Genomic DNA, 22,910 nt, shown 5'->3' on the forward strand with positions numbered 1-22,910 from the left:
ACGAGGGACGTGCAGGAGGGGGCAGGTATGGCGGTGGACGCGCTCGGAGCCGCGCGCCGGTTGGCGCCACGGTTGGCCGCGCGAGCGGCCGAGCATGACCGCGAGGGCACGTTTCCCGTTGAGGATTTCGTGGATCTCCGGGATGCGGGCCTGTTCGGGCTGATGGTGCCGGCGACGCTGGGCGGGATGGGTGCCCGCTTCGCCGAGTACGCCGCGGTCGCCACCGAACTCGGCCGGGGCAACGGTGCGACGGCACTGGTGTTCAACATGCACGCGTCGGTGACCGGTGCGCTCGGCGCGGTGACCGAGGAACTCGCCGAGGCGCTCGGCGTACCGGACGAGGCGTTGGCGGCGCGGGACCGGCTGCTCGCCGAGGCGGCGGCCGGAGCCTGGTACGGAGTCGCGATGAGCGAACGGGGTGCCGGGGCCCGGCTGTCCCAACTCTCCACGGTGTACGAGCCGGTGGACGGCGGTTTCCACATCAAGGGCGCGAAGACGTTCTGCTCCGGTGCCGGTCACGCGGACGCGTACCTGGTCGCGGCCCGGAGCGTGGCCGACCAGTCGGTGGTGTCGCAGTTCCTGGTGCCGGCGTCGGTGGACGGGCTGCGGGTCGAGCCGACCTGGGATTCGCTCGGGATGCGGGCGACCGCCTCGCACGACCTGCACCTGGACGTGACGGTGCCGGCGGACCGCCTGCTCGGCGGGGTCGAGGGCCTGGCCCTGGTGGTGGCCCAGTTGATGCCGCACTGGCTGGTGGCGAGTTACGCCGCGGTCTACGTGGGGGTGGCCCGGGCGGCGGTGGACGCGGCGGTCGCGCACGTCAACGCCCGCAACCTGGGCGAGCTGCCGGCGATCCGGGCCCGGATCGGTCGGGCGGACGCGGCGGTGGCCGCGGCCGAGCTGGTGGTGGCGGAGGCGGCCCGCCGGGTGGATTCCGAGCCCGGTGACGCGGACACCAACCGCTGGGTGTGGCGGGCCAAGCTGCTCGCCGGGACCACGGCGGCGGAGGTGGCCGCGTCGATGCTGGAGGCGGCGGGGACCTCGGCGACCCGGCGGGGTCATCCGCTGGAACGGCTGTACCGGGACGCCCGCTGCGGCTCGCTGCATCCGGCGACCTCCGACGTCTGCGCCGACTGGCTCGGTGTGGCGGCGATCGGCGGGGACCCGGACCGGGACGGGTCGGCACCCCGATGGTGAGCGGCGGCGGTACGAGCGGGTTGCCGGTGATCGCCGGCCTGGGCGTCGCCCTGCCGCCCCGGGCGACGCAGAGCGACCTCTGGACGGGCTTCTTCGCCGAGCACTTCGGCGGTACGACCCGCGCCCTGGCCGAGCGGATCTTCGCGAACTCGGGGGTGGTGACCCGGCAGGCGGCGGTGAACCCGCTGCTGGAGGACGTCTCGACCTGGCCGACCGAGCGGCGGATGCGCCGTTACCTGGTGGAGGCGTTGCCGCTGGGCAAGGAGGCGGTCGGCCGGGCGTTGACCGACGCCGGGCTCGCCGCCGGTGACGTGGGCCTGTTCGCGGTCTGTTCCTGCACCGGGTACGTCACCCCGGGCCTGGACATCCTGCTGGCCCGGGACATGGGCATGTCCACCGCCACCCAGCGGCTGTTCATCGGGCACATGGGCTGTTACGCCGCGTTGCCCGGGCTCGGGGCGGTGAGTGACTTCGTGGCCGCCCGTGGGCGGCCGGCGCTGCTGCTCTGCGCCGAGCTGACCAGCCTGCACATCCAACCGTCGTCGGCCCGGGTGGACACCCAGCAGATCGTCTCGCACGCGCTCTTCTCGGACGCGGCGGTGGCGACGGTGCTCGTCCCGGCCGGACGCCCCGGGTACGCGGTCCGCGAGGTTGTCGCGGTGACGGACACGTCGACGGCCGACCACATGACCTGGGACGTCACCGACACCGGATTCCGGATGGGGCTGTCCCCGCGGGTGCCGCAGGTGCTCGCGGTGCACGTCCGTGCCCTGGTGGAGGACCTGCTGGCCCGGCACGGGCTGGCCATCGCCGACGTGGACGGGTGGGCGGTGCATCCGGGCGGTCCGAGGATCCTGAACGTGGTGGAGCGGGAGCTGGGCCTGGGTCCGGAGGCGCTGGCGGACTCCAGGGCCACCCTGGCCGAGCACGGGAACTGCTCGTCGCCCACGGTGTTGCTGATCCTCGACCGGCTGCGGTCCATGCCCGTGCCGCCGCGCCTGGTGGTGATGCTCGCGTTCGGCCCCGGTCTCACCCTGTACGCGACCCTGCTCGAATTCTCCGCGCCGTGCTGACCGGCACAACCGGCGGCACGACCGCCGACCCGACCAGCGCCGACCCGACCAGCGGTGGCAGGAGCGCCGACCCGACCAGCGGTGGCAGGAGCGCCGACCCGACGAGGGGTACCGGTCTCCTGCTGGCCCTGGGAACGGCGGCGGTGCTGGCGGTCGGGGGCTGGTGGTGGGTTGCCGCAGCGCCCGCGCCGGCCGTGTCGGTCGCCGAACCGCCGGTCGTACCGCAGGTGGTGCCGTCGGTGGGGCCGTCCGACCTGTTCTTCCTGATCGATCCGGAGACCGGGGAGGTGGTGGTGCCCGACGCCGGCAACGTGCTGCCGGAGTTCCCCGGGACCGTGCGCCGGGACCTGTTCTCGGTGCACGAGGGGACCAGCACCGACTGGCCGGTCCCGGTCGAACCGGGTGGGCGCTACCTGTTGCAGTACGTCTGCACCGGTCCGGGCGAGCTGACCATCCGGGTCGACGGCATCCGTACGGGGAAGACCGAGACGGCGCTTGTCTGCGGGGACGGGTTCACCAGTACCGAGGTGACCGCGGCCGACGCGCGGATGGTCATCCAGGTGTCCCGATCGCGCCCGCAGCCGGGACGGGCCGAGGTGGCGATCCAGTTGCTCGCCCTGTCCTGACCCCGCTCCGGGCAGGGCGAACCCACCGGGGTCGGCCTCAGCGTCGGGTGAGTACGGGCAGGTTCGCCTGGTAGTCGGCGGGCGAGGTCAGCGTGGGCAGGACCCGGACGATCTCGCCGAAACGGTCGACCAGTACGGCCGTCGCGACGCCGGGTTGTGGTTCCACCTGGATGGCGCCGCGCAGTTCGGCGGCTGGGTCGGCCAGCGCCCGCAGCGGTGCACCGCCCACCGGTGGCGCGCTCGGCAGCGGGCTGGGTTGGGACCGGCCGCTGGTCACCACGACCACCGTGACCCCGGCTGGTGCCGCCGAGGCTGCGGCGCGTACCTGGTCGGCGCAGGCGCAACTGTCGGTGAGCAGGATGACCGCGGGCAGGAGCCCGCGCAGGGCGACCGGGGCGGCGTTCGAGTCGACCAGGTCGAGCGCGGGCAGGGTGGCGAGGGCGGGCAGCGTACGGCCGGGGCTGCCGCCGGTGCTGGTGCGCGGGGCGGCGGGTTGGCGTTGCTGGCCGGGCCAGACGACGGCGAAGAGGCTGCCGAGCGCGGCGATCAGCGCCAGCGGCATGATCAGCAGGGTGAGCCGGACCGCGCTGAGGCGGCGGGTGGAGCCGAGTCCGAGGCGTCGCCGCCAGGTCGACCGCCGGGCCCGCTGGCGCAGCTCACGGCGGACCAGTGCCGCCTCGGCGGCCAGTTCGGCGGGGTCGTCGGGGATGACGATCGGACCCCAGTCCGGCGGCAGGTCGGGCAGGCCGTCCGGCGGTCCGCCGTTTTCCGGCCAACCCTCGCTGTTTCCCGGCGTGCCCATCGTGCCCCCTGGCCGGTCACGTGATAATGGATCGGGCTCCTCGTCCAGCGTCCCGTACGGGGGCCCTTACCGCTAGTCTCCGGCGCCCCCTAAGGGGGAGAGATATGATTGAACCACCGGAACGCCCTACATCCGATTCTTCCGACTAGCCTCGCCGGCCGGTGATCCGGAGGTTACGGAGCGTGGTGGAACTCGTGGTCTGGCGGCCTGTCAAGCGGAAGAAAGACCTCTCACAGGGCCTCTGAGCTGCGCTAATGGTCAGGACTGAGGTGGGACATCGGTGCCTGAGCGTGTTACCCTAGACACAGCGAAAGGGGTTTCGAACCTATGGTTTTCAGTGTCGGCGAGACCGTTGTTTACCCCCACCACGGGGCCGCACTCATCGAGGCAATCGAGACTCGGGTCATCAAGGGCGAGCCAAAGCAGTACCTCGTCCTCAGGGTCGCTCAGGGTGACCTGACGGTCCGGGTGCCCGCTGAGAATGCCGAGATCGTCGGCGTCCGCGAAGTGGTTGGCGAAGAGGGCCTGGGCAAGGTCTTCGATGTCCTCCGGGCTCCTCACACGGAGGAACCGACCAACTGGTCGCGGCGTTACAAGGCGAATCTGGAAAAGCTGGCTTCCGGAAACCCCCTGAAGGTGGCGGAGGTTGTTCGCGACCTTTGGCGCCGGGAGCGGGAGCGGGGCCTGTCGGCGGGCGAGAAGCGGATGCTCGCCAAGGCCCGCGACATCCTGGTCGGCGAGGTCGCGCTCGCCGAGAAGAGCACCAAGGACGAGGCGGAGAACCTCCTCGACAAGGTGCTCACCGAGGCGTAACACCCGAGCAGGGATGATCCGCCTGAATCCCTCTCATGGATTCGCAGAGAAGACGAGGACCGCGACGTGACCGCGCAGCTCAATCCGCGCGGTGACGTCGCGGTCCTCGTTCCTGCGGCGGGTGCCGGCGTACGACTGGGGCCCGGCGCTCCGAAGGCGCTCCGGCTGCTCGCCGGGGAGCCGCTGCTGGTGCACGCGGTGCGCCGGATCGCGAGCGCGCCTTCCGTACACACGATCGTGGTTGCCGCGCCGCCCGCCGAGGTCGAGTCGGTGCGCCGGCTGCTGGCACCGATCGCCGAACTGACCGTGGTTGTCGGTGGCGCCACCCGACAGGCATCGGTCGCCGCCGCCCTGGCCGCCGTACCGGACGGGCCGTCGATCGTGCTGGTGCACGACGCGGCGCGGGCCCTGATCCCACCGGTGCTGGTCGAGTCGGTCGCCGCGACGATCCGGGCCGGGCACGACGCCGCCATCCCGGTCCTCCCGGTGATCGACACGGTCAAGGAGGTCGACGCCGAGGGTCTGGTGCTCGGGACCGTGGACCGGTCCGCGTTGCGGGCCGTACAGACGCCGCAGGGCTTCCGCCGGGAGGTGCTGGCCGCCGCGCACGCCGCAGCCGTCGACTCGCTCACCGACGATGCCGGGCTGGTGGAGAAGCAGGGCGTACGCGTCACCTGCGTGCCCGGATCGCCGTACGCCATGAAGATCACCCAGCCGTTCGACCTGGCCCTGGCCGAGCACCTGTTGCAGAGCCAGCCGGGCGCCGCCTGACCGGTCCCGGTCCGGCCGATCGGTACCCTGTCCCGGTGATCGTTCCCCGGGTCGGCATCGGCACCGACGTACACGCCTTCGAAGCTGGCCGGGCCTGCTGGGTGGCGGGCCTGCACTGGCCCGGCGTCGACGGGCTGGCCGGGCACTCCGACGGTGACGTGGCCGCACACGCCGCCTGCGACGCACTGCTCTCCGCCGCCATGCTGGGCGACCTCGGCGCGAACTTCGGCACCGACCGGCCCGAGTGGGCAGGCGCGGCCGGGGTGGTCCTGCTCGCCGAGACCGCCCGCCGGGTACGGGCCGCCGGGTTCGAGATCGGCAACGTGTCGATCCAGGTGATCGGCGTACGGCCGAAGATCGGTCCCCGGCGCGACGAGGCCCAGCGGGTGCTGGCCGAGGCGGTCGGCGCCCCGGTGTCGGTCTCCGGTACCACCACCGACGGCCTCGGGCTGACCGGCCGGGCCGAGGGGCTGGCCGGGCTCGCGGTGGCCCTGATCCATTCCCGTTGACGGTCCCGGCCATCCATTCCCGCCGAGGCGTGTTCGTCCGGCCCGTCTAGGCTCGGGCGGTGTCCAGCGACGCCGCACCCGAACAGCACGCCTCCGCCGACGACTACCTTCAGCGGGCCGACCTCATGGCCGAACTCGGCCGGTACGACGACGCCGTGGCCGAATTGGGCTACGCCATCACCCTTGACCAGGCGAGCGTACGGGCGTGGACGATGCTCGCCCGGGTCCAGTTGGCGGCGGAACGCCCCGAGGAGGCCCTGACCGCCGCCGACACCGCGGTTGCCGTGTCCACCGCGACGGCGGCCGTACCCGGTGCCGCACCGGACTGGGCGGCCCCACTGGTCGCCCGGGGGCTGGCCCTGGTCGACCTGCGCCGGTTCAAGGAGGCCGCCGAGGTCGCCGACGAGCTGCTGCGCCGGGGACCGGCGGACGCGTACGCCCAGCGCAGCGCCGCCGCGATCCTGGCCGATGCGCGCAACGGCCAGCCGGCGCTGAACGCGGCCTGGCGTGGGGTCGAGCTGGCTCCCCGGGAGGCGCAGGCGCACCTCGTTCTCGGCATGGTCGCCGCCCGGCTGAACCTGTTCGACATCGCCGAGCGGGCCTACCGGGAGGCGTTGGACCTCGATCCGGAGCTGGCCGAGGCCCGCAACGACGTGGGGCAGAGCCGCCTGGAGCGGCGCCGGTACGTGTGGGCGCTGGAGGAGGTGGCCGCCACCGTCGCGGTCACCCCGGTACGCACGAACAGCGCCCGGTCGGTCGGCGAGAGCCTGCTCCGCCTGGTCCTCTACGGGGCCGGTTACTCGATCGTGGCGGCGGTGCTGGTGGCGTTCATGGCCACCGGCAGCGGTGGCGGTTCGAGGGTCTGGGCGGCGCTGTTGGCGATCGTCGGCGGGGTGCTGCTGTGGCGGTTCGCCTCGGCCGTGCCCGGCCTGGTCCGGACGATCCTGCCCGAGCTGCTGCCCCGGGACCGGACCCTGGCCCTCGCGGTGTACGCCTCCCTGGCCGCGCCCGCGCTGATCCTGCTCTACGCCCTGGTCGGCTCCCCGTGGCCGCTGGTCCTGGCCATCGCCGCCGCCTCGGTGGCGGAACTGGCCGTCCTGCGCCGGTACGGCCCCGCCCCGAGCTGAGGCTCGGCCGCCGGGGCCGGCGCCCCTTCGGTGCCGCCGAGACCCGCACCCTTTCAGGGAAAGCGTGCCCACTCCCGCGCGGACGGGCACGCTTTCCGTGGAAGGGTGCGGATCTCGGTTCGGACCGGGTCAGACCGTACGGCGGGCCCAGGTCCAGGCGTAACCGGGATCCTCGACGCTCAGGCCGGGTTCGCAGAGGTCGAGCGGTCGGAAGGTGTCGACCATGACGGCGAGTTCGTCGAAGTGGTCGACGCCGATGGAGCGTTCCGCCGCGCCGGGCTGGGGGCCGTGGGTGAAACCGGCCGGGTGCAGCGAGATGGAGCCCTGTTCGATGCCGGAGCCGCGCCGGGCCTCGTAGTTCCCGCCGGTGTAGAACAGCATCTCGTCCGAGTCGGTGTTGTGGTGGTTGTACGGCACCGGGATCGCCAGCGGGTGGTAGTCCACCTTGCGCGGGACGAACGAGCAGATGACGAAGTTCGGGCCCTGGAAGGTCTGGTGCACCGGCGGTGGTTGGTGCACCCGGCCGGTTATCGGCTCGAAGTCGTGGATGGAGAAGGCCCACGGGTAGAGGTGCCCGTCCCAGCCGACCACGTCGAACGGGTGGTTGGCGTAGACGTACCGGGTCCAGCCGCGCCGGTGCTGGACGTACACCTCGACGTCCTCCTCGTCGACCAGGAACGGGTCGGCGGGGCCGCGTACGTCGCGTTCGCAGTAGGGGGAGTGCTCCAGGAACTGGCCCCGGGCGGAGAGGTAACGCTTGGGTGGGCCGATGTGCCCGGTCGCCTCGACGGTGAGCAGGCGCAGCGGCTCGGGGGCGACCGGCACGATCCGGTGGATCACCGAGGTCGGGATGATCACGTAGTCGCCGGCGGTCACCCCGAGCACACCGAAGGTCGACTCGATCCGGGCCGCACCGGACTCGACGTACAGGCACTCGTCGCCGATGGCGTTGCGGTAGAGCGGGGACGGCCGGTCGGCGACCACGTACGAGATGCGTACGTCGTCGTTGGCGAGCAGGTGCTGCCGACCCAGTACGGGGTCCGCCCCGCCCGCGTCGAGCTTGTGCGTACGCAGGTGGCGGGGCTTGAGCGGCAGGTTCGGCAGCCGGGACCAGGCGGGCGGGGTGAACTCCTCGGCGGCCACGATCGCGGTCGGCGGGTAACGGTGGTAGAGCAGCGACGAGTCGGAGGAGAAACCCTCCTGGCCCATCAGCTCCTCGGCGTACAGGCTGCCGTCGGGTTGGCGGAACTGGGTGTGGCGTTTACGGGGCAGCTCACCGACGCTGCGGTAGTAAGGCACTTTGACCTCCGCATTTGTCCCATTCAGCGGCCGACCGTGTCCGATAATCGGACGCTGTTGTCCGTTAGTCGTAGCGTCCCGTAAGTTCTCTGTTCGTGTCAACGCAGGTGCCCCGGCTCTTCGCCGGCCTGGTCGACGACGCGGCCGTCTTCCCGCCCGGCAGCGCGTCGCTGGACGACGCCGTCATCGCCCACCGGGCGCACCGGACCGCCTGGTACGCCGACCTCGTCGGCCCCCTGCTCGTCCCGGCCTCGGCACTCGTTCACCTGCCCGCCCTCCTGAGTCCGGACGAGCGGATCGAGGTGGGCGTGATCACAGACGTGCCGATCCACCGCCTGTCCGGCCTGCTCGCGGCGGCCGACCCCCGGCTGGTCCCACGGCAACTCGAAGCGGCGGTCGCCAAGCGCGGCGAGGACCCGCTGCCCGGACTGACCGAACTCCTCGCACTCGGCACCAACCTGCCGACGATGGACCTCTACGCCGAGGTCCCGCTCACCTGGGGGCTGCTCGCCGCCCTGGACCGGATCGCGCGGGCACGGGCGGACGGCGTACGGATCGCGGCGAAGTTCCGAACCGGAGGGCTCGCCGCCGAACTCTTCCCCAGCCCGGTCGAACTGGCCGCCGTCATCCGCGCCTGCCGGGACCGGGACCTGCCGTTCAAGCTCACCGCCGGGCTGCACCACGCGCTGCGGCACACCGACCCGGAGACCGGCTTCACCCACCACGGTTTTGTCAACGTACTGGTCGCCACCCTGGCTGCGGCCGAGGACGCCGAGGTGGCCGAGATCGCCGAACTGCTCGCCAGCAGCGACCCGCTGCGCCTGGTCGAGCCGGCCCGGATCCGCCGCGACCGGTCCCGGCCGCTCTGGCGCGGCTTCGGCTCGTGCAGCATCGACGAACCACTGACCGACCTGGCCCGACTCGGGCTGATGAACCAGGGGGAGACCGAGTGAGCTGGGTCGAGGGCGCGGCGGGTTCGCCGTACGACGTGCACAACCTGCCGTACGGCGTGTTCGTGCGCGGCGACGAGGGTGCGCGGCGGATCGGCGTACGGATCGGGGAATCCGTCCTCGACCTCGACGGCGCGGAGGCGGCCGGGCTGATCCTGGCCGGCGGTGCGCTGCGCGAGCCGTCACTCAACGGGTTCATGGCGCTCGGGCACGCCCAGTGGGGCACCGTCCGGCAGCGGATCGTGGAACTGCTCACCGAGACCGGGCACCGGGCGGCGGTGGCGCCACTGCTGGTCCCGCTCGCCGAGGTGGCCATGGTGCTGCCGTTCGAGGTCGGTGACTACGTCGACTTCTACTCCTCGGAGCAGCACGCGAGCAACGTGGGCCAGATCTTCCGTCCCGGTGAGCCGCCGCTGCTGCCGAACTGGAAACACCTGCCGATCGGCTACCACGGGCGGGCCGGCACGGTGGTCGTCTCCGGTACGCCGATCGTCCGTCCCTGCGGGCAGCGCTCCACCCCGGACGGTCCGGTGTACGGACCCTCGATCCGGCTCGACATCGAGGCCGAGGTCGGCTTTGTGGTGGGGCTGCCGTCCGCCCTCGGTGACCGGGTCCCGGTCGAGGACTTCGCCGAGTACGTCTTCGGGGTCGTACTGCTCAACGACTGGTCCGCCCGGGACCTGCAGAACTGGGAGTATCGCCCGCTCGGCCCGTTCCTGGGCAAGTCGTTCGCCACCTCGATCTCGCCCTGGGTGGTGCCCCTGGACGCGCTGGCGCACGCCTGGGTGCCCGCGCCGGAGCAGGACCCGCCGGTTCTCGACTACCTGCGCGACGACCCGCACCTCGGCCTCGACCTGCGTCTGGCCGTGGACTGGAACGGCAGTCGGGTGAGCGAGCCGCCGTTCGCCGGCATGTACTGGACCCCGGCCCAGCAGTTGGCCCACCTGACCGTCAACGGCGCCTCCGTACGCTCCGGCGACCTCTACGCCTCGGGCACGGTCTCGGGTGACCGGCGCGACCAGGTCGGGTCATTCCTGGAGCTGAGCTGGGGCGGCAGCGAGCTGTTGAAGCTGACCGACGGCACCACCCGTACCTTCCTCGAAGACGGCGACACCATCACCATCACCGCCACCGCACCTGGCCCGGACGGCCGCCCCCTCGCCCTGGGCGAGGTAACCGGCACCATCACCCCCGCCCGCCGGTAACCCTTCCGGGTCGCGGCAGTGCGGCTATAGCGAGCCGGACTCGCACCGACGGTCGGAGAGACAGCGCTCGTCCATCGATTGTGGAACGGGCGAGGTGCGCTGTCCGTTGCGCCCATCGCACAGGACGTCCGTAGGGCTGCCGCTGTTCTCCGGCATGTTGCACTCGGTAACGCGTGTCGCACTCTGCGCCGTGAAAGAATACCGACTTGTGCACAAATATGTGCATAAACGTGGACCAAAGGGGTATAAAATGCAGATCGATCTCGCGCGCGCGGCGTGGCGTAAGAGCACCCGCTCGAACGACCAGGGCTGGTGTGTGGAGGTGGCCGACAACATGGCCGACGTCGTGGGTGTCCGCGACTCCAAGGACGTCACCGGTCCGGTGCTGGCCTTCAGCCCGAACGACTGGTCCGCGTTCGTCGGCGCGGCACGATCCGGCGCCTTCGACGGCTGATTCAGACCAACCGCAACGTCTGGTTTCCGGGCGGCCCCGCCCATTCCGTGACTGGCCGGGGCCGCCCTTTTGCGTCCGGCGCCGGTTGCCGCCGGCACCAGACAGAATCAAGACCTCATCGGTACGGGATAAGCGGCTGCGCCGCCGTCGCGCACCTCGTACGCCCAGGCGAGTTGCGGGCAGCCGGTGGGCGTGCACTGCCAGCAGGTGCCCGGATTCCAGGTGTTGCCGCCGGGTTCGTGCTGCCGGATCGTCAGACCCGCCGCCATCTGAAGCGTCGCCACCGTGATCGGCTCAAGGTTGCGACTCACCGGGCCCTCGCCCGAGTTCTCGCCTCGCGGATCAGGGCCTCCACCCGGGCGAGGAGTTCGACACACGGTGGGTGCCGCTCGGCGGACTGCCAGGAACACTCCGGCAGATGCCCGGTGACCCAGACCTCCTGGTCGTTGGAATGCGCCCGATCGATGTGCACCCTGAGGACATGCAGGTCCACGGTTTCGCCGGGATCGCGACCGGCGCAGTGTGACCATTCGCCGGGCAGGAGCCTGATCGGCGTACCCGGGGGTGGGTCGAAGGTGCCGATCTCGACCCGCGCCCCACGGAGGAGGTGGCAGTCGCCGGGTGCGGCACACCGGTCACACATCCGGTTGTCGCGGTGCGCGTCGATGATGCGGTGCGATCGGCCTATGAGCACGGGCCAGAGATGCCGCGAGAAGATGATCATATGCGCCGCCTCGGCCAGCCGGGTCCCCGGTTGATCCCGCGACGACGGCTCGACGGGTCGGGCGCCGGACTCGTTCTCGTCGTGACGGTCGGACTGGTTGTCGGGCGGGGACGGCTGCTGTTGCGGGTCCGGATCCTCGGGATCGGACTGGCCGGCCAGGGCTGTGCGCATCTCGCCTCCAGACCCGCCCGCCCTGTCATCGGGCATGGCGAATCGCGCCCGGTTCGGGCGTGTTTCGGTTGATTATCGGGACAACCTGAGTCTTCCTCGATCCGTTTCGGTGACGCAATGGTCACCACGGGATGTGGTAGAGATAGGTACGAATAGCCGAGGCCCGACATCGGGCGAGTGCGCATCGTCTTTGCCGACAGCACGACCGGACGAGTGGACGGTGCACAGGCCGGGGGGAGCACCATGCCGGAGTCCGTTGTCGGGTCGACCGTCCCACGTCGACAGCTCGGCCGGGAACTGCGTCGACTACGCGAACACGAGGCACGCATCCCGCAGGTGGATGCCGCCCGCGCGCTGGAGTGGTCGGTCACCAAGCTGTGGCGCCTCGAAGGCGGCGAACTGGCCGTACGCGCGCTCGACGTGAAGGCCATGTGCGAGCTGTACGGCGCCGACGAGCAGACCACCACCGCCCTCACCGCCATCGCCCCGCACACCAAGTCCAAGGGCTGGTGGCACGACTATTCCGAGATCCCGCCCTGGTTCGAGCTGTTCATCGGTCTCGAAGAGGCCGCGAGCAAGCTTCGCGAGTACCACACCGATCTCGTGTCCGGCGTCCTGCAAACCAGGGAGTACGCCACGGCGGTGTTCACGAGAAGCGTGCTGAAGCTGTCTTCCGAGGAGATCGAGCGGCGTGTTGCTGTGCGGATGAGCAGGGCTCGTCTGCTGACCCGACTCGACCCGCAAGCACCGGTCTTCGACGTGATGCTCGACGAAGCCGTCATTCGTCGGCCGGTCGGGAGCGGGGCGGTGATGGCGGGTCAGTTGCGCCGGCTGGCCGAGGCAAGTGAGCTGCCCAACGTATCCATCCGTTTGCTGCCGTTCAGCGCTGGTATACACGGTGCCACGATGGTTGGCGGATTCACCATCATGGACTTTCCGAAGCGCCACGAACCCACGACAATCTACGTGGAGGGCCTGACCGGCGCCCTCTACCTGGACAAGCCAGCCGAGGCCGCGCGGTACACCCTCGCCTTCGAGGACCTCACTGCGTCGGCGCTGGACGAGGCCGCATCGCGCGACGTGTTCGTGCGCACGGCGAGGGAGTATGAGTCGTGAGCAATCTTTCAGGTGCCCGTTGGCGCAAGAGCAGTCGTTCAAACGACCAAGGTCAGTGTGTTGAGGTGGCGGACAACCTGGTGGGGGTTGTCGGGGTTCGTGACTCGAAGGACGTGGCTGGGCCGGTGCTGGTGGTGGAGCCGGCTGGTTGGGTGGCGTTCGTTGCCGGTACGAAGTCCGGTGCGTTCAAGCGCTGAGGGTGGAAGTTCATGATCCACGCGCGCTGAGCTGTTCTGCGGGTGGTCGTGAGAACAGCTCAGAGCGCAATGATCATCGTTTGACTGCCGTATGCCGCGCCAACTGACATGTGCTTCGATGTCTCGGCAGGGAGTGAGTCGTGATCAATCTTTTGGATGCCCGTTGGCGCAAGAGCAGCCGCTCGAACAGCCAGGGCGATTGTGTTGAGGTGGCGGACAACCTCGTGGGCGTAGTGCGTGTGCGTGACTCAAAGGATGCGGCTGGACCGGTGCTGGTGGTAGGGCCAGCGGGTTGGGCGGCGTTCGTTGCCGGTGCGAAGTCCGGTGCCTTCCGGCGCTGAGGGTGGGTGACGATGATCCACGCGCGCTGAGCTGTTCTGCGGGTGGTCATGAGAACAGCTCAGAGCGCAGTGATCATGCTTCGCAAGCCGGCACTTCCGCTTGACGGGTCAGTGGTTGGTGAGGCGCTGGTAGGGGATGTGTCCGGCCACTCGCTGGCGAGTCTGAGTAGGCGAGCCCGATCCAGAATCAGACGGAGGGACGCCAGCGGTCCTGGTGGATCGCCGCCGACAGGGGACGGCGTTGACGCCAGCCGTGTCGTTCCAGGTCGGGGGTCTGCTCGAAGTGGGTCACCGGGCCGAGGCAGAGCCAGGCGACCGGGCGGATGGTGGCGGGGATGCCGAGCAGTTCCCGCAGGAACGGCTCCCGGTAGAACGACACCCAGCCGACCCCGAGCCGCTCGGCGCTGGCGGCCAGCCACAGGTTCTGGATCGCCAGGCAGACCGAGTAGAGGCCGGCGTCGGCGATCGCGTGCCGACCGAGCACGGCTGGTCCACCCCGCTCCGGGTCGTACGTGACGACGATCGACAGGGTCGACTCGCGTACGCCGTCGATTTTGATCCGGGCGAAGCGTTCGGCGGCTTCGCCGTCCAGAGTGGACGCGAAGGTGTCCCGCTCCCGCTCCACGTGCCGGTGGAACTCCTGCCGCAGGTCCGGATCCCGGACCAGGACGAAGTCCCAGGGCTGGGACAGCCCCACACTCGGCGCGGCGTGCGCCGCCGTCAGGACGCGGTGCAGCACCTCGTCCGGGATCGGGGCACCGGTGAACTGGGCGCGTACGTCCCGGCGACGGTGGATGACGTCGTAGAGATCGGTGTCCAAGGCAGGCTCCCGCTGCGCTCGCGCCCCCACAGAGGGGCTGGTGACAGCGAGGCCGGTCTTCGGACTTCCGGATCTGCGCTGGTCACCCGCCTTCCCAGCCCTGTTCGGGCCAGTGGCTGCGTCTCGTACGCGTGGGTGGCAGCTCCCCGGTCACCGCGGCGGGCCCGTGCCGGAATCACACCGGCTTCCCGATTCTCCCCGCTCGCGCGGGGCACCTCGCAACAGTTCGTGCCGGTCCGAACCCTAGCGGGACCGGCTCCCGGATCCGAGTGCGGCGGGTTCGATCGTCACTCGGGTCACGTTCTCGTCGCCTTCCGCGAATGTTCGCGTTAATGGTCGGTCACCCCCCGTACGGTGGAGGTTCGGGAGGTGTGATGGCGACGGTAGCGGTGACCCGGCTGGTGCAGGCGTCCGCCGAGGAGTTGTGGCGGGTCTTCACCGACCTGCCCGGCCGATCCGACTGGCTCTCCACGATCAGCGGGATCGAGGTGCTCACCCCCGGTCCGACGCGGGTCGGCACGGTCTGGCGGGAGAGTCATCACCTGCCGGACGGCACCGAGTTGCTGGAGGAGTTCCGGGTGGAGGAGTTCAGCCCACCGCACCGGCTCACCGTCAGCTCGTCCGGCGTAGGCGTCGACTACCGGACCGCGTACACGTTCACCCCGGTCCAGGGGCGACGTCGGCGGCGGCGCAGTGGCTGGACCGCGGTCAGCGTGGTGCAGGAGGGCGCGGTCACGGCACCGTACGCCCGGCTCCTCGCGCTGGTGTTCGGCGGACTCGCGGCCCGTACCGTCGAGGGTGCGCTGCGACGTGACCTTGCCGACCTGGCCGCCGTGGTCACCTCGACCAATCATGATCATCGCGGTGATCCGGCCGCTGCCGCCTGACCTGCCAGCCGCACGTCGGGGCTGTCTCGGTAGGGTGCCCAGCGGAGGTACTGGATGCGATCGCGGGGCCGCGTGTGGGGCCGGCGCCGGCCGGCTGTGGTCGCGCTGGTGGCGGTGCTGGTCGTCGCGGCGGCAGCCGTGGTCACCTTCCGCGTGCTCGCCCCCGCCGAGGTGCTCACCCCTGCCCGCGCCGACTATCCGGCCCCGGTGCGGGCGGCGACCGGGGTGGTCGGCACGCTCGCGTCCGCCCCGCTGATCGTGGACGGCCGGTTGCGGGTCTACGCCACCGCCCGCCAGATCCGGGCCGACGAACCGGTCGACGCCCGGACCCGGCGCACGCCGTACTGGTCCTACCGGCGCTGGCCGGCCGAGCTGATCGGCATCGTGGCCAGCGGGACCACCGTGGTCAGCCGTTGGTCGGACGGCGACCTGGTCGCGCTGGACGCCCGGACCGGCCGGATCCGGTGGCGGGCCGACGGGCCACCACCAGGACACGGGTACGACGGCCGCCGCACCGGGGCGAGCACCGTCTACACCCCCGCCGGACTGATCCCGGCCACCGGCAGCGGGGGGCGCGCCGTACTGGTGGTGATCGGCGGGTCCGGGCTGCGCGGTCTGGACCTGTCCGACGGGCACGAGTTGTGGCGGATCGACATCGACGGCTCCTGCCGGGCCGGGGCGCTCACCACCACCGCCGGTCAGCTCGTCACCGTCGACGCCTGCGCGTCCCCTCAGGTGGCGGAGTTCCACGACGTGGAGACCGGCCGCATGGTGAACCGGTGGCGGCCGGAGGACGCCGGGCCGGAGTTGGCGGTGGTGCCGGTGGGCTGCGGCAACGGCGGCTCGAACTGTCCGGCGCTGCGGACCACCAGCGCCGGCAACAGCCGAGGTTGGCTGGTGGACCGGGGCGAACCGACCCCGATGCCGCTGCTCGACCCGACCGAGGCGGTGCTCGAAGGAGACGTGGCGCTCACCCCGAGCGGGAACGAACTGGTGGCCCGTTCGGTCCGGGAAGGGACCGAGTTGTGGCGGCGTACGGGGCCGGGGCCGATGCGGATCGTCGCCGTACAGCCGGGTTTGGTGCACCTGCTCACCGACGGGCACGAGTTGATCACCCTGAACTCGACCACCGGGGCGCAGCGGTCGAGCTTCCCGCTCGTCGCCGGTGACGAGGTGGTGCCCTGGCGCCCCGGTTTCGCGTACGCGGCGGACGGTTTTGTCGCGGTGGAGCGGTTGGCGCAGGCGGCGCCCCCGGACGCGGCCGACGCGCAGTTCTACGCCGCCCCGCAGCCGGTGATCCTGGCCGCCAGCTGACTCGGCGCCGGCGGCCAGGGGTCTTCCCGGTCGTGCCTAGGCCGACATGTCGTACCGGTGGCGCCGGGAACGGCGGCGGATCAGGAGCACCAGTACGGCGATCAGGATCAGGCCCACCAGTGACGCGGCGGCCAGGACCCACGGCGAGTCGAAGCGGCTCAGGGGCGAACTGGGCTTGCCGACCCTGCCCGGGTCGGGGAAGGTGATCCTCGCGGAAAGGCTCTCCTTGACCTGGCCGCTTTCCAGGTTGACGTCGATCTGCCAGGGTCCGTTGGGTATCTCGGCGGGGAGAGTCGCGAGCACCGTTCCGGACTCACCGGGTGCAAGCGTGGTGCCCTCGACCACGTCGAACGGGCCGGCTTGCATGCCGGCCGGACCGTCGGAGAGGGTGACCGAGCCGGTCAGGTCCAGGGCCCGCTCGCCCGTGTTCTTGACGGCGATGCGTACCGAGGGGACGCCGAGGGTGTCCCGGGCCGGGACCAGGTCGCCGATCTCGAAACTGGAGGGCGGCTCGCCGCCGATCCCGATGTCGAGGTAGGTCCGGACACCGACTCTGTGGATCTTGTTGACGTTCGCGTCGGGGTTGGCCTCCGAGGCGATCGAGGCCCAGATCACCGCGTACCGTTCGCCCTTCGGTGCCGCCGGTGGCACGGTGATGGTGGCCCGGAACCGGGCCTCGTCGCCGGGCTCCAGCTCCACCTTCTTGCGGTCGAGCGAGATCCACGACGACAGCTCGTTCGGGGTGCGCCCCTCACCGAACTGGAACCGGGCGTCCGCCACGGTCGCGGCGGCCGGGTACAGCTCGATCTCCTGCCGTTTGTCGGTCTTGTTCGCCACCAGCATCTGCCGCTTGACGACCGTGCCGGGTGGCAGGTGGTCGACGATGTAGCGCCGGGCGCGAGGGTCCTCGCGGCGGTCGGCCGGTCCCTCGAGCAACTGGATGCCGATGCTCCCCAGGTCGGGGTCCGGCTCGGCCGCGCTGGCCCGGGCGGGAAGGCCCAGGCCAGCGAGGCACAGCAGCGCCAGGGACACGTGACGTGCCGACCGGCTCCGGCGGCTACGCCACCGAATGCGTCACCGTCCCGGTGTAGGTGCCGGCCTGGCTGTCCAGCGGTGCGTGGACGATCAGGCTCGGGTTCCAGGTGGCGGAGTTGTTTCCGGTGCCGCCGGTGTGGGTGAAGGCGATCACCGGCACGACGTTGTCGAGCACCTCGGCGTCGCCCGCGGCGGTCTGCCCCTCCTCGAAGGTGCCGTCACCCGTGGTCGCGGTGGACTCACCCGACCAGTACTCGACCTCGCTGGCGAGGATCGTCTCCGACGGGGTGGCTGCACCGGTGGTGAAGTCGGTCGAGATCACGCTGGCCACCCAGGAGCCGTCGTCCGAGGCGCGGGAGTCGGTGACGGTGACCGGGCCGATGGTGCCGGTGATGTCGGTGCCGGGCGGGCCGCCGCCGATGTCGGCGGTGGCGGGCGCCAGGATGTCGAGAGTGCCGGCTTCGATGTCGAAGCTGACGACGGTGGTGTCGGTGGGTGCCGCCGCAGCGGGCGCTGCGGCGAACCCTACGGCCGCTACGGCGGCGGTGCCGACGAGAAGAATTTTGCCAATGCGCACGGCTCTAGCCTCGGCTTCCTTGAAGTGTCGATCAGGTCGTGGCGCCCAGGTGTGGCGCTACGGGGCACTTCGAAACATAAAGGAGCTAGAGCCGTGATACCCATAAAACGGACCAAATCGGGACTACTGCTGGCAAAGCCGATCAGAGGACCGACTCCGCGACGGCAAGGAAGGCGTCGTTCTCGGCCGGCGTACCGATGGTGACCCGTACGCCCTCGCCCGGGAACGGGCGGACGATCACGCCACGCGCCTCACACGCGCGGGCGAACTCCACCGCCCGGTCACCCTGCCCCGGCACCCCGGACAGCGGCAGCCAGACGAAGTTCGCCTGGCTCTCCGGCACCTCCGGCAGCAGCTTGCGCAGCGCCTCGGTCACCCGGTCCCGCTCGGCCACCACCAGCGCGCACCGGCGGCGTACCTCCTCGGCCTGTGCGAGCGCGGCGAGCGCCCCGGCCTGGGCGACGATGCTGCTGGAGAACGGGGTGACCACCTTGCGGACCGCGGCGGCCACCTCCGGGTGCGCGACCAGGAAGCCGATCCGCAGCCCGGCCAGGCCCCACGCCTTCGACAGCGTCCGCAGGATCACCACGTTCGGCCGGTCGCCGTACGTGACCAGCGCGTCCGGGACGTCGGGGTCGGTGACGAACTCCCGGTACGCCTCGTCGAACACCACCAGGACGTCGTCCGGAACCGCGTCCATGAACCGGTCCAGCTCGGCCCGGCGCAGGCTGGTGCCGGTCGGGTTGTTCGGGTTGCAGACGAAGATCAGCCGGGTCCGGTCGGTGATCGCACCGGCCATCGCCGCCAGGTCGTGCCCGTGCCCGCTCGTGTTCGGCACCCGTACGCTGGTCGCCGCGCTGGTCGCCGCGATGATCGGGTACGCCTCGAACGACCGCCAGGAGTAGACCACCTCGTCACCCGGCAGGCTGGTGACCCGTACCAGGTGCTCGGCGAGCGCCACCGAACCACAGCCGGTCGCGATCCGGTCCGCCGCCACGTCGTAGTGCTCGGCCAGGGCGTCCCGCAGGGCCACCGCCGCCAGGTCGGGGTAGCGGTGCATACCGGCAGCCGCCTCGGCGACCGCCTCCACCACACCCGGCAGCGGGCCGTACGGCACCTCGTTGCTGGCCAGCTTGATCGCCTCGGGCAGGCCGAGTTCACGGGCCAGGTCGGCGGGGCTGCGTCCGGGTACGTAGTTTGGCAGCCCGGCCAGGTCGGCTCGGGTCAGCCGGTTCGGCTGGCTGGGGTCGCGGCCGGTCATGACGTGGGACCTCCTGGGGTGTCGCCACGGTCTGCCGTGGGCGGCGGGGACGGGGTGTCGACCGACCGGTCGAGCCGTACGACGACGGTCTGCGCGCGTTTGTCGTGCAGGGCCTGGCGCAGCGGTCGGTCGAAGAGCACGAAGGCACAGTCGACGAGTTGCAGCAGGAAACCGAGACCGCAGCAGTACCAGAAGAAGGTCGGCAGGCCGAGCGTGTTCCACCGGCGGGCGGAGCGACCGAAACCGAGCTTCTCGTCGGTGCCGAGCGAAACGACCTTGAGCCGGAGTACGCGCTTGCCGAAGGTCTGTCCGGTGTTCGCCACCGACGGCACCTCGTACGCGAACCAGAGCGCGGCGGCGATCACCAGGATGACCAGGAGCAGCCAGTCGGCCTGTGCGCTGACCGGGGGCAGACCCTCGGTGGAGGAGTTGCCGGCCACCGACCGGCGGACGATCTCCCGGTAGACCGGGCCGATCTCCTCCACGTACCGCCAGACGAACCAGCCGTTGACCAGGACGTTGAGCAGCAGGACGGCGCCGATGTCGATCAGGCGGGCGGCGAGCCGGGCACCGAGCGGTGCCAGCGCCTTGCCGTGCGGCCGTGGCTCCTGGAAGACCGGGAACACGGAGGGCGGGTACCCCCAGGCCGGCGGCACCGGACCGCCCTGGCCGGGCGAGGGCGGACCGACCGCGCCCGGCCACGGCGGTACGCCGTTCACCGGTGGCGCTCCGGGCGGACCGGGCTGGACCGGTGATCCGGGTACGCCCGGCAGGCCGCTCGTCGGGCGCGCAGTCGGGGTGGCGGTGGTGGTCGTCCCCGTTCCACCGGGTGAACCGGGCGCGTCCGTTGCCGGTGTGCCGGGCGCCGGGCTGGTCGGCGGCTCCGGCTCGGCGGGCGGCGGACCCGGCGGCGGGGTGGCGTCGGCGGGCAGTGGCGCACCGATCCAGCCGCCGCCGTCCCAGTAGCGCTGGGTGTTCGGCTCGGCGGGGTCGGTGTACCAGCCCGGTTGCACCGTCATGGCGCCAACCTCAGTTCGTTCACCCTGGGAACCTTAACGACTGCCGTCCGGGCGGCCTTGTCGTGGAGGCACTGTTGGTACGGCTTGTCCCACAGTTGCCAGAGCACGTCGAGGTAGATCAGGAGCGGTACGAGCGAGCCGGCCAGGAACTGCACCAGGTAGCGCTTGACCGCGGCACCACGGGTGAGGGTGGCGTTCGGGTCCAGCGGCACCACCCGGATTTTCATGATCCGCTTCCCGATCGTCTGACCGGTCCGGAACATCATCTCGACGTGGTAGACGTACGCCAGCGCGAGCAGGACCACGAACAGGGCGAGCTCCATCAGCAGCATCGGCCCGAGGAGGGCGAGGAAGTCCGGCTCGACCAGGGTGCCGTCCGGGTTCGTCTCGAACAGGTCCGGCAGCACCCGGGTGAAGTAGTAGATCATCACGGGCACCGCGAGGACCATGCTGACCAGGAAGTAGATCCCGTAGTCGATCAGCCCGGCCAGGAACCGGTCGGAGAACTCGGCCAACGGCTGACCGGCCGGACTCACCGGTGGCGGGGTCGGATACCCCGGCCGGTAGAGCGGCGGTACGGCCGGCCGGGGCTGTCCGTACGGGCCGGGAGGCGGTGTGCCGTACCACAGGGCGGGCGGCGGCCCGGCCTGTGCCGGGATGTGGCCGCCCGGCGGGACCTGTCCCTGGGGGTTGGGGGTGGGGGTCCCGCCGGGCGGCGGCGACGAGGGTGGGGGCGGGGCGGTCACGCGGACAGTGTTACAGGTTCCCGCGTGCTTCCTGCTCCCGCTCGATCGCCTGGAACAACGCCTTGAAGTTGCCCTTGCCGAAGCCGAGCGAGCCGTGCCGCTCGATCAGCTCGAAGAAGACCGTCGGCCGGTCCTGGACCGGCTTGGTGAAGATCTGCAACAGGTAGCCGTCCTCGTCCCGGTCGACCAGGATCTTGCGGGCCTTCAGCTCCTCGATCGGGGCGCGTACGTTGCCGATCCGGTCCCGCAGCTCCGGGTCGTCGTAGTACGAGTCCGGGGTGTCCAGGAACTCCACCCCGGCCGCCCGCATCGCGTCCACGCTGGCCAGGATGTCGTTCGTGGCGACCGCGATGTGCTGCGCGCCGGGGCCGCCGTAGAACTCCAGGTACTCGTCGATCTGCGACTTCTTCCGGGCCACCGCCGGCTCGTTCAGCGGGAACTTGACCTTGCGGGTCCCGCTCGCGACCACCTTCGACATCAGCGCCGAGTAGTCGGTCGCGATGTCGTCCCCGACGAACTCGGCCATGTTGGTGAAGCCCATGACCCGCCGGTAGAACTCCACCCACTCATCCATCCGGCCCAGCTCGACGTTGCCCACCACGTGGTCGACGGCCTGGAAGAACCGCTTCGGCTGCACACCCGCGTCGATCATCGGCTGCCGGTTCACGATCGGTCCGCGGGCCACGAACCCGGGCAGGAACGGTCCGGTGTACTTCGACCGGTCGACCAGGGTGTGCCGGGTGTCGCCGTACGTGGCGATGCTCGCCATCCGGACCGTGCCGTACTGGTCGGTCACCTCGTACGGGGCGACGATCGCGGTCGCGCCCTGGGTGAGGGCGTACGCGTACGCGGTGTCCACGTCCGGTACCTCCAGGGCGATGTCCTGGATCCCGTCACTGTGCTTGGCCACGTGGTCCGAGCCGGGCGCGTTCGCGTGCACCGCGCCGGTCAGCACGAACCGGGCCGAGCCGCTGGTCAGCACGTACTCGGCGTGGTCCCGGAAGCCCTGCTCCGGACCCCGGTACGCGACACAGGTCATGCCGAAGGCGGTGGAGTAGTAGTGCGCGGCCTGCTTCGCGTTGCCGACCAGGAACTGGATGTGGTCGATGCCGCGTACCGGGAAGGGGTCGGCCGTGATGTCGTGGTCGACCGCGCCGACCAGCACGTCGACGTCGACGTCCTGGATGTCGGTCGATGGCCGATCGATCGCCTGGGTCATGGTCACGACTCCCTCCGTGCCGGCGCCCGCCGATGAGCACCCGTCCTGTGGTGAGGATCTCGTCCCGGTAGCCGGGTGAGCAACCGTCACGTTTTCGGTTGGTCAGCTTGCACATTCGGTATGGTGAACCACCGTGACCGCTGTACAGGATGTCCAGCTCGATCGGCTGGACGCGAGACTGATCGACCTGCTCGCCGCCGAGCCGCGGATCGGGGTCCTCGAATGCTCCCGCCGGCTGCGGGTGGCCCGGGGCACGGTGCAGGCCCGGCTCGACAAGCTGCTGGCCCGGGGGGTGATCCGGGGGTTCGGCCCGGAGTTGGCCCCGGCCGCGATCGGGTTCGGGGTGACCTCCTTCGTCACCCTCGAGATCAGCCAACGGCACGGCCACGACCCGGTCGCGGCCCACCTGCGGCAGATCCCCGAGGTGCTGGAGGCCCACACGATCACCGGATCCGGCGACATGCTCTGCCGGATCGTCGCCCGGTCCAACACCGACCTCCAGCGGGTGATCGACCAGATCGTCTCGTACGAGGGGATCGCCCGCGCCTCGACGATCATCGCCCTGGCCGAGCAGATCCCGTACCGGATGCTCCCGCTGGTCCGCTCGGCGGCGGCCGGGGGGCCGGCGGCCGGCGGGAAGTCGCGGTGAATGCCCTG

General features: G+C 70.9%; 27 protein-coding genes and 1 riboswitch. Of the genes, 16 read left to right on the forward strand and 11 right to left on the reverse strand.

All coding sequences use genetic code 11. The features are described 5' to 3' along the window. Positions 1-27: 27 nt before the first annotated feature. Genes OIE47_RS15475 through OIE47_RS15485 form a run of 3 tightly spaced genes read left to right on the forward strand, consistent with a single transcriptional unit; the run spans position 28 to position 2,896 of the window. Entirely contained in the window at positions 28-1,197 is a 1,170-nt protein-coding gene (locus OIE47_RS15475; protein WP_326562190.1) for an acyl-CoA dehydrogenase family protein, read from the forward strand. After that, the gene (locus OIE47_RS15480; RefSeq protein ID WP_326562191.1) at positions 1,191-2,270 is read left to right on the forward strand and encodes a type III polyketide synthase; all 1,080 of its coding nucleotides are present in this window, start codon (positions 1,191-1,193) and stop codon (positions 2,268-2,270) included. The genes OIE47_RS15475 and OIE47_RS15480 overlap by 7 nt, the downstream gene beginning before the upstream one ends. Then, positions 2,264-2,896 (forward strand): hypothetical protein, encoded by a 633-nt coding sequence (locus tag OIE47_RS15485; protein ID WP_326562192.1) that lies wholly within the window; start codon positions 2,264-2,266, stop codon positions 2,894-2,896. The genes OIE47_RS15480 and OIE47_RS15485 overlap by 7 nt, the downstream gene beginning before the upstream one ends. 37 nt (positions 2,897-2,933) lie before the next feature. On the opposite strand, the gene OIE47_RS15490 is transcribed toward OIE47_RS15485, so the two are convergent. Beyond that, on the reverse strand, positions 2,934-3,698 hold the full coding sequence (locus tag OIE47_RS15490; RefSeq protein WP_326562193.1) for a hypothetical protein: 765 nt from the start codon (positions 3,696-3,698) through the stop codon (positions 2,934-2,936). A 327-nt stretch (positions 3,699-4,025) separates the two neighbouring features. Between OIE47_RS15490 and OIE47_RS15495 the strand changes: the two genes are divergently transcribed. From OIE47_RS15495 to OIE47_RS15510, 4 genes are all read left to right on the forward strand, one after another. Then, positions 4,026-4,511: a CarD family transcriptional regulator gene (locus OIE47_RS15495; RefSeq protein ID WP_121157498.1), complete on the forward strand. Its 486-nt coding sequence runs from the start codon at positions 4,026-4,028 to the stop codon at positions 4,509-4,511. 66 nt (positions 4,512-4,577) lie between these two features. Then, positions 4,578-5,282, forward strand: coding sequence for a 2-C-methyl-D-erythritol 4-phosphate cytidylyltransferase (ispD, locus tag OIE47_RS15500; RefSeq protein ID WP_326562194.1), 705 nt, complete (start codon positions 4,578-4,580; stop codon positions 5,280-5,282). Between the two features lie 35 nt (positions 5,283-5,317). Beyond that, entirely contained in the window at positions 5,318-5,791 is a 474-nt protein-coding gene (gene ispF, locus OIE47_RS15505) for a 2-C-methyl-D-erythritol 2,4-cyclodiphosphate synthase (protein ID WP_326562195.1), read from the forward strand. A 59-nt stretch (positions 5,792-5,850) separates the two neighbouring features. Continuing rightward, on the forward strand, positions 5,851-6,918 hold the full coding sequence (locus OIE47_RS15510; protein ID WP_326562196.1) for a tetratricopeptide repeat protein: 1,068 nt from the start codon (positions 5,851-5,853) through the stop codon (positions 6,916-6,918). Positions 6,919-7,047: 129 nt separating this feature from the next. Here the strand turns inward: OIE47_RS15510 and OIE47_RS15515 are convergent, their stop codons facing one another. Continuing rightward, positions 7,048-8,217 carry a homogentisate 1,2-dioxygenase gene (locus tag OIE47_RS15515; protein WP_326562197.1) on the reverse strand — a complete coding sequence of 390 codons (1,170 nt, stop codon included), beginning with the start codon at positions 8,215-8,217 and terminating at the stop codon, positions 7,048-7,050. Between the two features lie 95 nt (positions 8,218-8,312). On the opposite strand from OIE47_RS15515, the gene OIE47_RS15520 reads away from it, so the two are divergent. From OIE47_RS15520 to OIE47_RS15530, 3 genes are all read left to right on the forward strand, one after another. Next, positions 8,313-9,170, forward strand: coding sequence for a hypothetical protein (locus OIE47_RS15520; RefSeq protein ID WP_326562198.1), 858 nt, complete (start codon positions 8,313-8,315; stop codon positions 9,168-9,170). Continuing rightward, positions 9,167-10,372: a fumarylacetoacetase gene (fahA, locus tag OIE47_RS15525; protein ID WP_326562199.1), complete on the forward strand. Its 1,206-nt coding sequence runs from the start codon at positions 9,167-9,169 to the stop codon at positions 10,370-10,372. Before OIE47_RS15520 ends, fahA begins: the two co-directional genes overlap by 4 nt. Positions 10,373-10,622: 250 nt before the next feature. Then, positions 10,623-10,826, forward strand: coding sequence for a DUF397 domain-containing protein (locus OIE47_RS15530; RefSeq protein ID WP_326562200.1), 204 nt, complete (start codon positions 10,623-10,625; stop codon positions 10,824-10,826). Between the two features lie 107 nt (positions 10,827-10,933). Here the strand turns inward: OIE47_RS15530 and OIE47_RS15535 are convergent, their stop codons facing one another. Further along, positions 10,934-11,137 (reverse strand): hypothetical protein, encoded by a 204-nt coding sequence (locus OIE47_RS15535; protein WP_326562201.1) that lies wholly within the window; start codon positions 11,135-11,137, stop codon positions 10,934-10,936. Then, on the reverse strand, positions 11,134-11,721 hold the full coding sequence (locus OIE47_RS15540; protein ID WP_326562202.1) for a hypothetical protein: 588 nt from the start codon (positions 11,719-11,721) through the stop codon (positions 11,134-11,136). Before OIE47_RS15540 ends, OIE47_RS15535 begins: the two co-directional genes overlap by 4 nt. Before the next feature lie 177 nt (positions 11,722-11,898). On the opposite strand from OIE47_RS15540, the gene OIE47_RS15545 reads away from it, so the two are divergent. The 3 genes from OIE47_RS15545 (at position 11,899) to OIE47_RS15555 (ending at position 13,375) form a co-directional block, all read left to right on the forward strand. Further along, positions 11,899-12,837, forward strand: coding sequence for a helix-turn-helix domain-containing protein (locus OIE47_RS15545; RefSeq protein WP_326562203.1), 939 nt, complete (start codon positions 11,899-11,901; stop codon positions 12,835-12,837). Beyond that, entirely contained in the window at positions 12,834-13,034 is a 201-nt protein-coding gene (locus OIE47_RS15550; protein ID WP_326562204.1) for a DUF397 domain-containing protein, read from the forward strand. Before OIE47_RS15545 ends, OIE47_RS15550 begins: the two co-directional genes overlap by 4 nt. A gap of 143 nt (positions 13,035-13,177) precedes the next feature. Beyond that, complete coding sequence (locus tag OIE47_RS15555; protein ID WP_442792158.1) at positions 13,178-13,375, forward strand: DUF397 domain-containing protein; 198 nt, start codon at positions 13,178-13,180, stop codon at positions 13,373-13,375. 187 nt (positions 13,376-13,562) lie between these two features. On the opposite strand, the gene bluB is transcribed toward OIE47_RS15555, so the two are convergent. Beyond that, positions 13,563-14,195: a 5,6-dimethylbenzimidazole synthase gene (gene bluB, locus OIE47_RS15560; protein WP_326562206.1), complete on the reverse strand. Its 633-nt coding sequence runs from the start codon at positions 14,193-14,195 to the stop codon at positions 13,563-13,565. Between the two features lie 33 nt (positions 14,196-14,228). Next, positions 14,229-14,425: riboswitch (cobalamin riboswitch) on the reverse strand. A 144-nt stretch (positions 14,426-14,569) separates the two neighbouring features. Here bluB and OIE47_RS15565 point away from each other — a divergent pair. Continuing rightward, positions 14,570-15,082, forward strand: coding sequence for an SRPBCC family protein (locus tag OIE47_RS15565; RefSeq protein WP_326562207.1), 513 nt, complete (start codon positions 14,570-14,572; stop codon positions 15,080-15,082). Positions 15,083-15,136: 54 nt separating this feature from the next. After that, positions 15,137-16,396, forward strand: a complete 1,260-nt coding sequence (locus tag OIE47_RS15570; protein ID WP_326562208.1) for an outer membrane protein assembly factor BamB family protein — start codon at positions 15,137-15,139, stop codon at positions 16,394-16,396. Positions 16,397-16,432: 36 nt separating this feature from the next. On the opposite strand, the gene OIE47_RS15575 is transcribed toward OIE47_RS15570, so the two are convergent. From OIE47_RS15575 to hppD, 6 genes are all read right to left on the reverse strand, one after another. After that, positions 16,433-17,428, reverse strand: a complete 996-nt coding sequence (locus tag OIE47_RS15575; protein WP_326562209.1) for a hypothetical protein — start codon at positions 17,426-17,428, stop codon at positions 16,433-16,435. 25 nt (positions 17,429-17,453) lie between these two features. After that, the gene (locus tag OIE47_RS15580) at positions 17,454-18,008 is read right to left on the reverse strand and encodes a hypothetical protein (protein WP_326562210.1); all 555 of its coding nucleotides are present in this window, start codon (positions 18,006-18,008) and stop codon (positions 17,454-17,456) included. Positions 18,009-18,150: 142 nt separating this feature from the next. Next, a complete protein-coding gene (gene hisC, locus OIE47_RS15585) occupies positions 18,151-19,269 on the reverse strand; it encodes a histidinol-phosphate transaminase (RefSeq protein WP_326562211.1) in 1,119 nt (372 codons plus the stop codon). Next, entirely contained in the window at positions 19,266-20,288 is a 1,023-nt protein-coding gene (locus OIE47_RS15590) for an RDD family protein (RefSeq protein WP_326562212.1), read from the reverse strand. The genes hisC and OIE47_RS15590 overlap by 4 nt, the downstream gene beginning before the upstream one ends. Beyond that, a complete protein-coding gene (locus OIE47_RS15595) occupies positions 20,285-21,034 on the reverse strand; it encodes an RDD family protein (RefSeq protein ID WP_326562213.1) in 750 nt (249 codons plus the stop codon). The genes OIE47_RS15590 and OIE47_RS15595 overlap by 4 nt, the downstream gene beginning before the upstream one ends. Before the next feature lie 10 nt (positions 21,035-21,044). Beyond that, a complete protein-coding gene (gene hppD, locus OIE47_RS15600) occupies positions 21,045-22,253 on the reverse strand; it encodes a 4-hydroxyphenylpyruvate dioxygenase (RefSeq protein ID WP_326563107.1) in 1,209 nt (402 codons plus the stop codon). Between the two features lie 133 nt (positions 22,254-22,386). Here hppD and OIE47_RS15605 point away from each other — a divergent pair, with 133 nt between their 5' ends. Next, positions 22,387-22,902, forward strand: coding sequence for an Lrp/AsnC family transcriptional regulator (locus tag OIE47_RS15605; protein WP_326562214.1), 516 nt, complete (start codon positions 22,387-22,389; stop codon positions 22,900-22,902). Positions 22,903-22,910 lie beyond the last annotated feature (8 nt).

This window comes from Micromonospora sp. NBC_01796 (assembly GCF_035917455.1).
Classification (GTDB): Bacteria; Actinomycetota; Actinomycetes; order Mycobacteriales; family Micromonosporaceae; genus Micromonospora_G.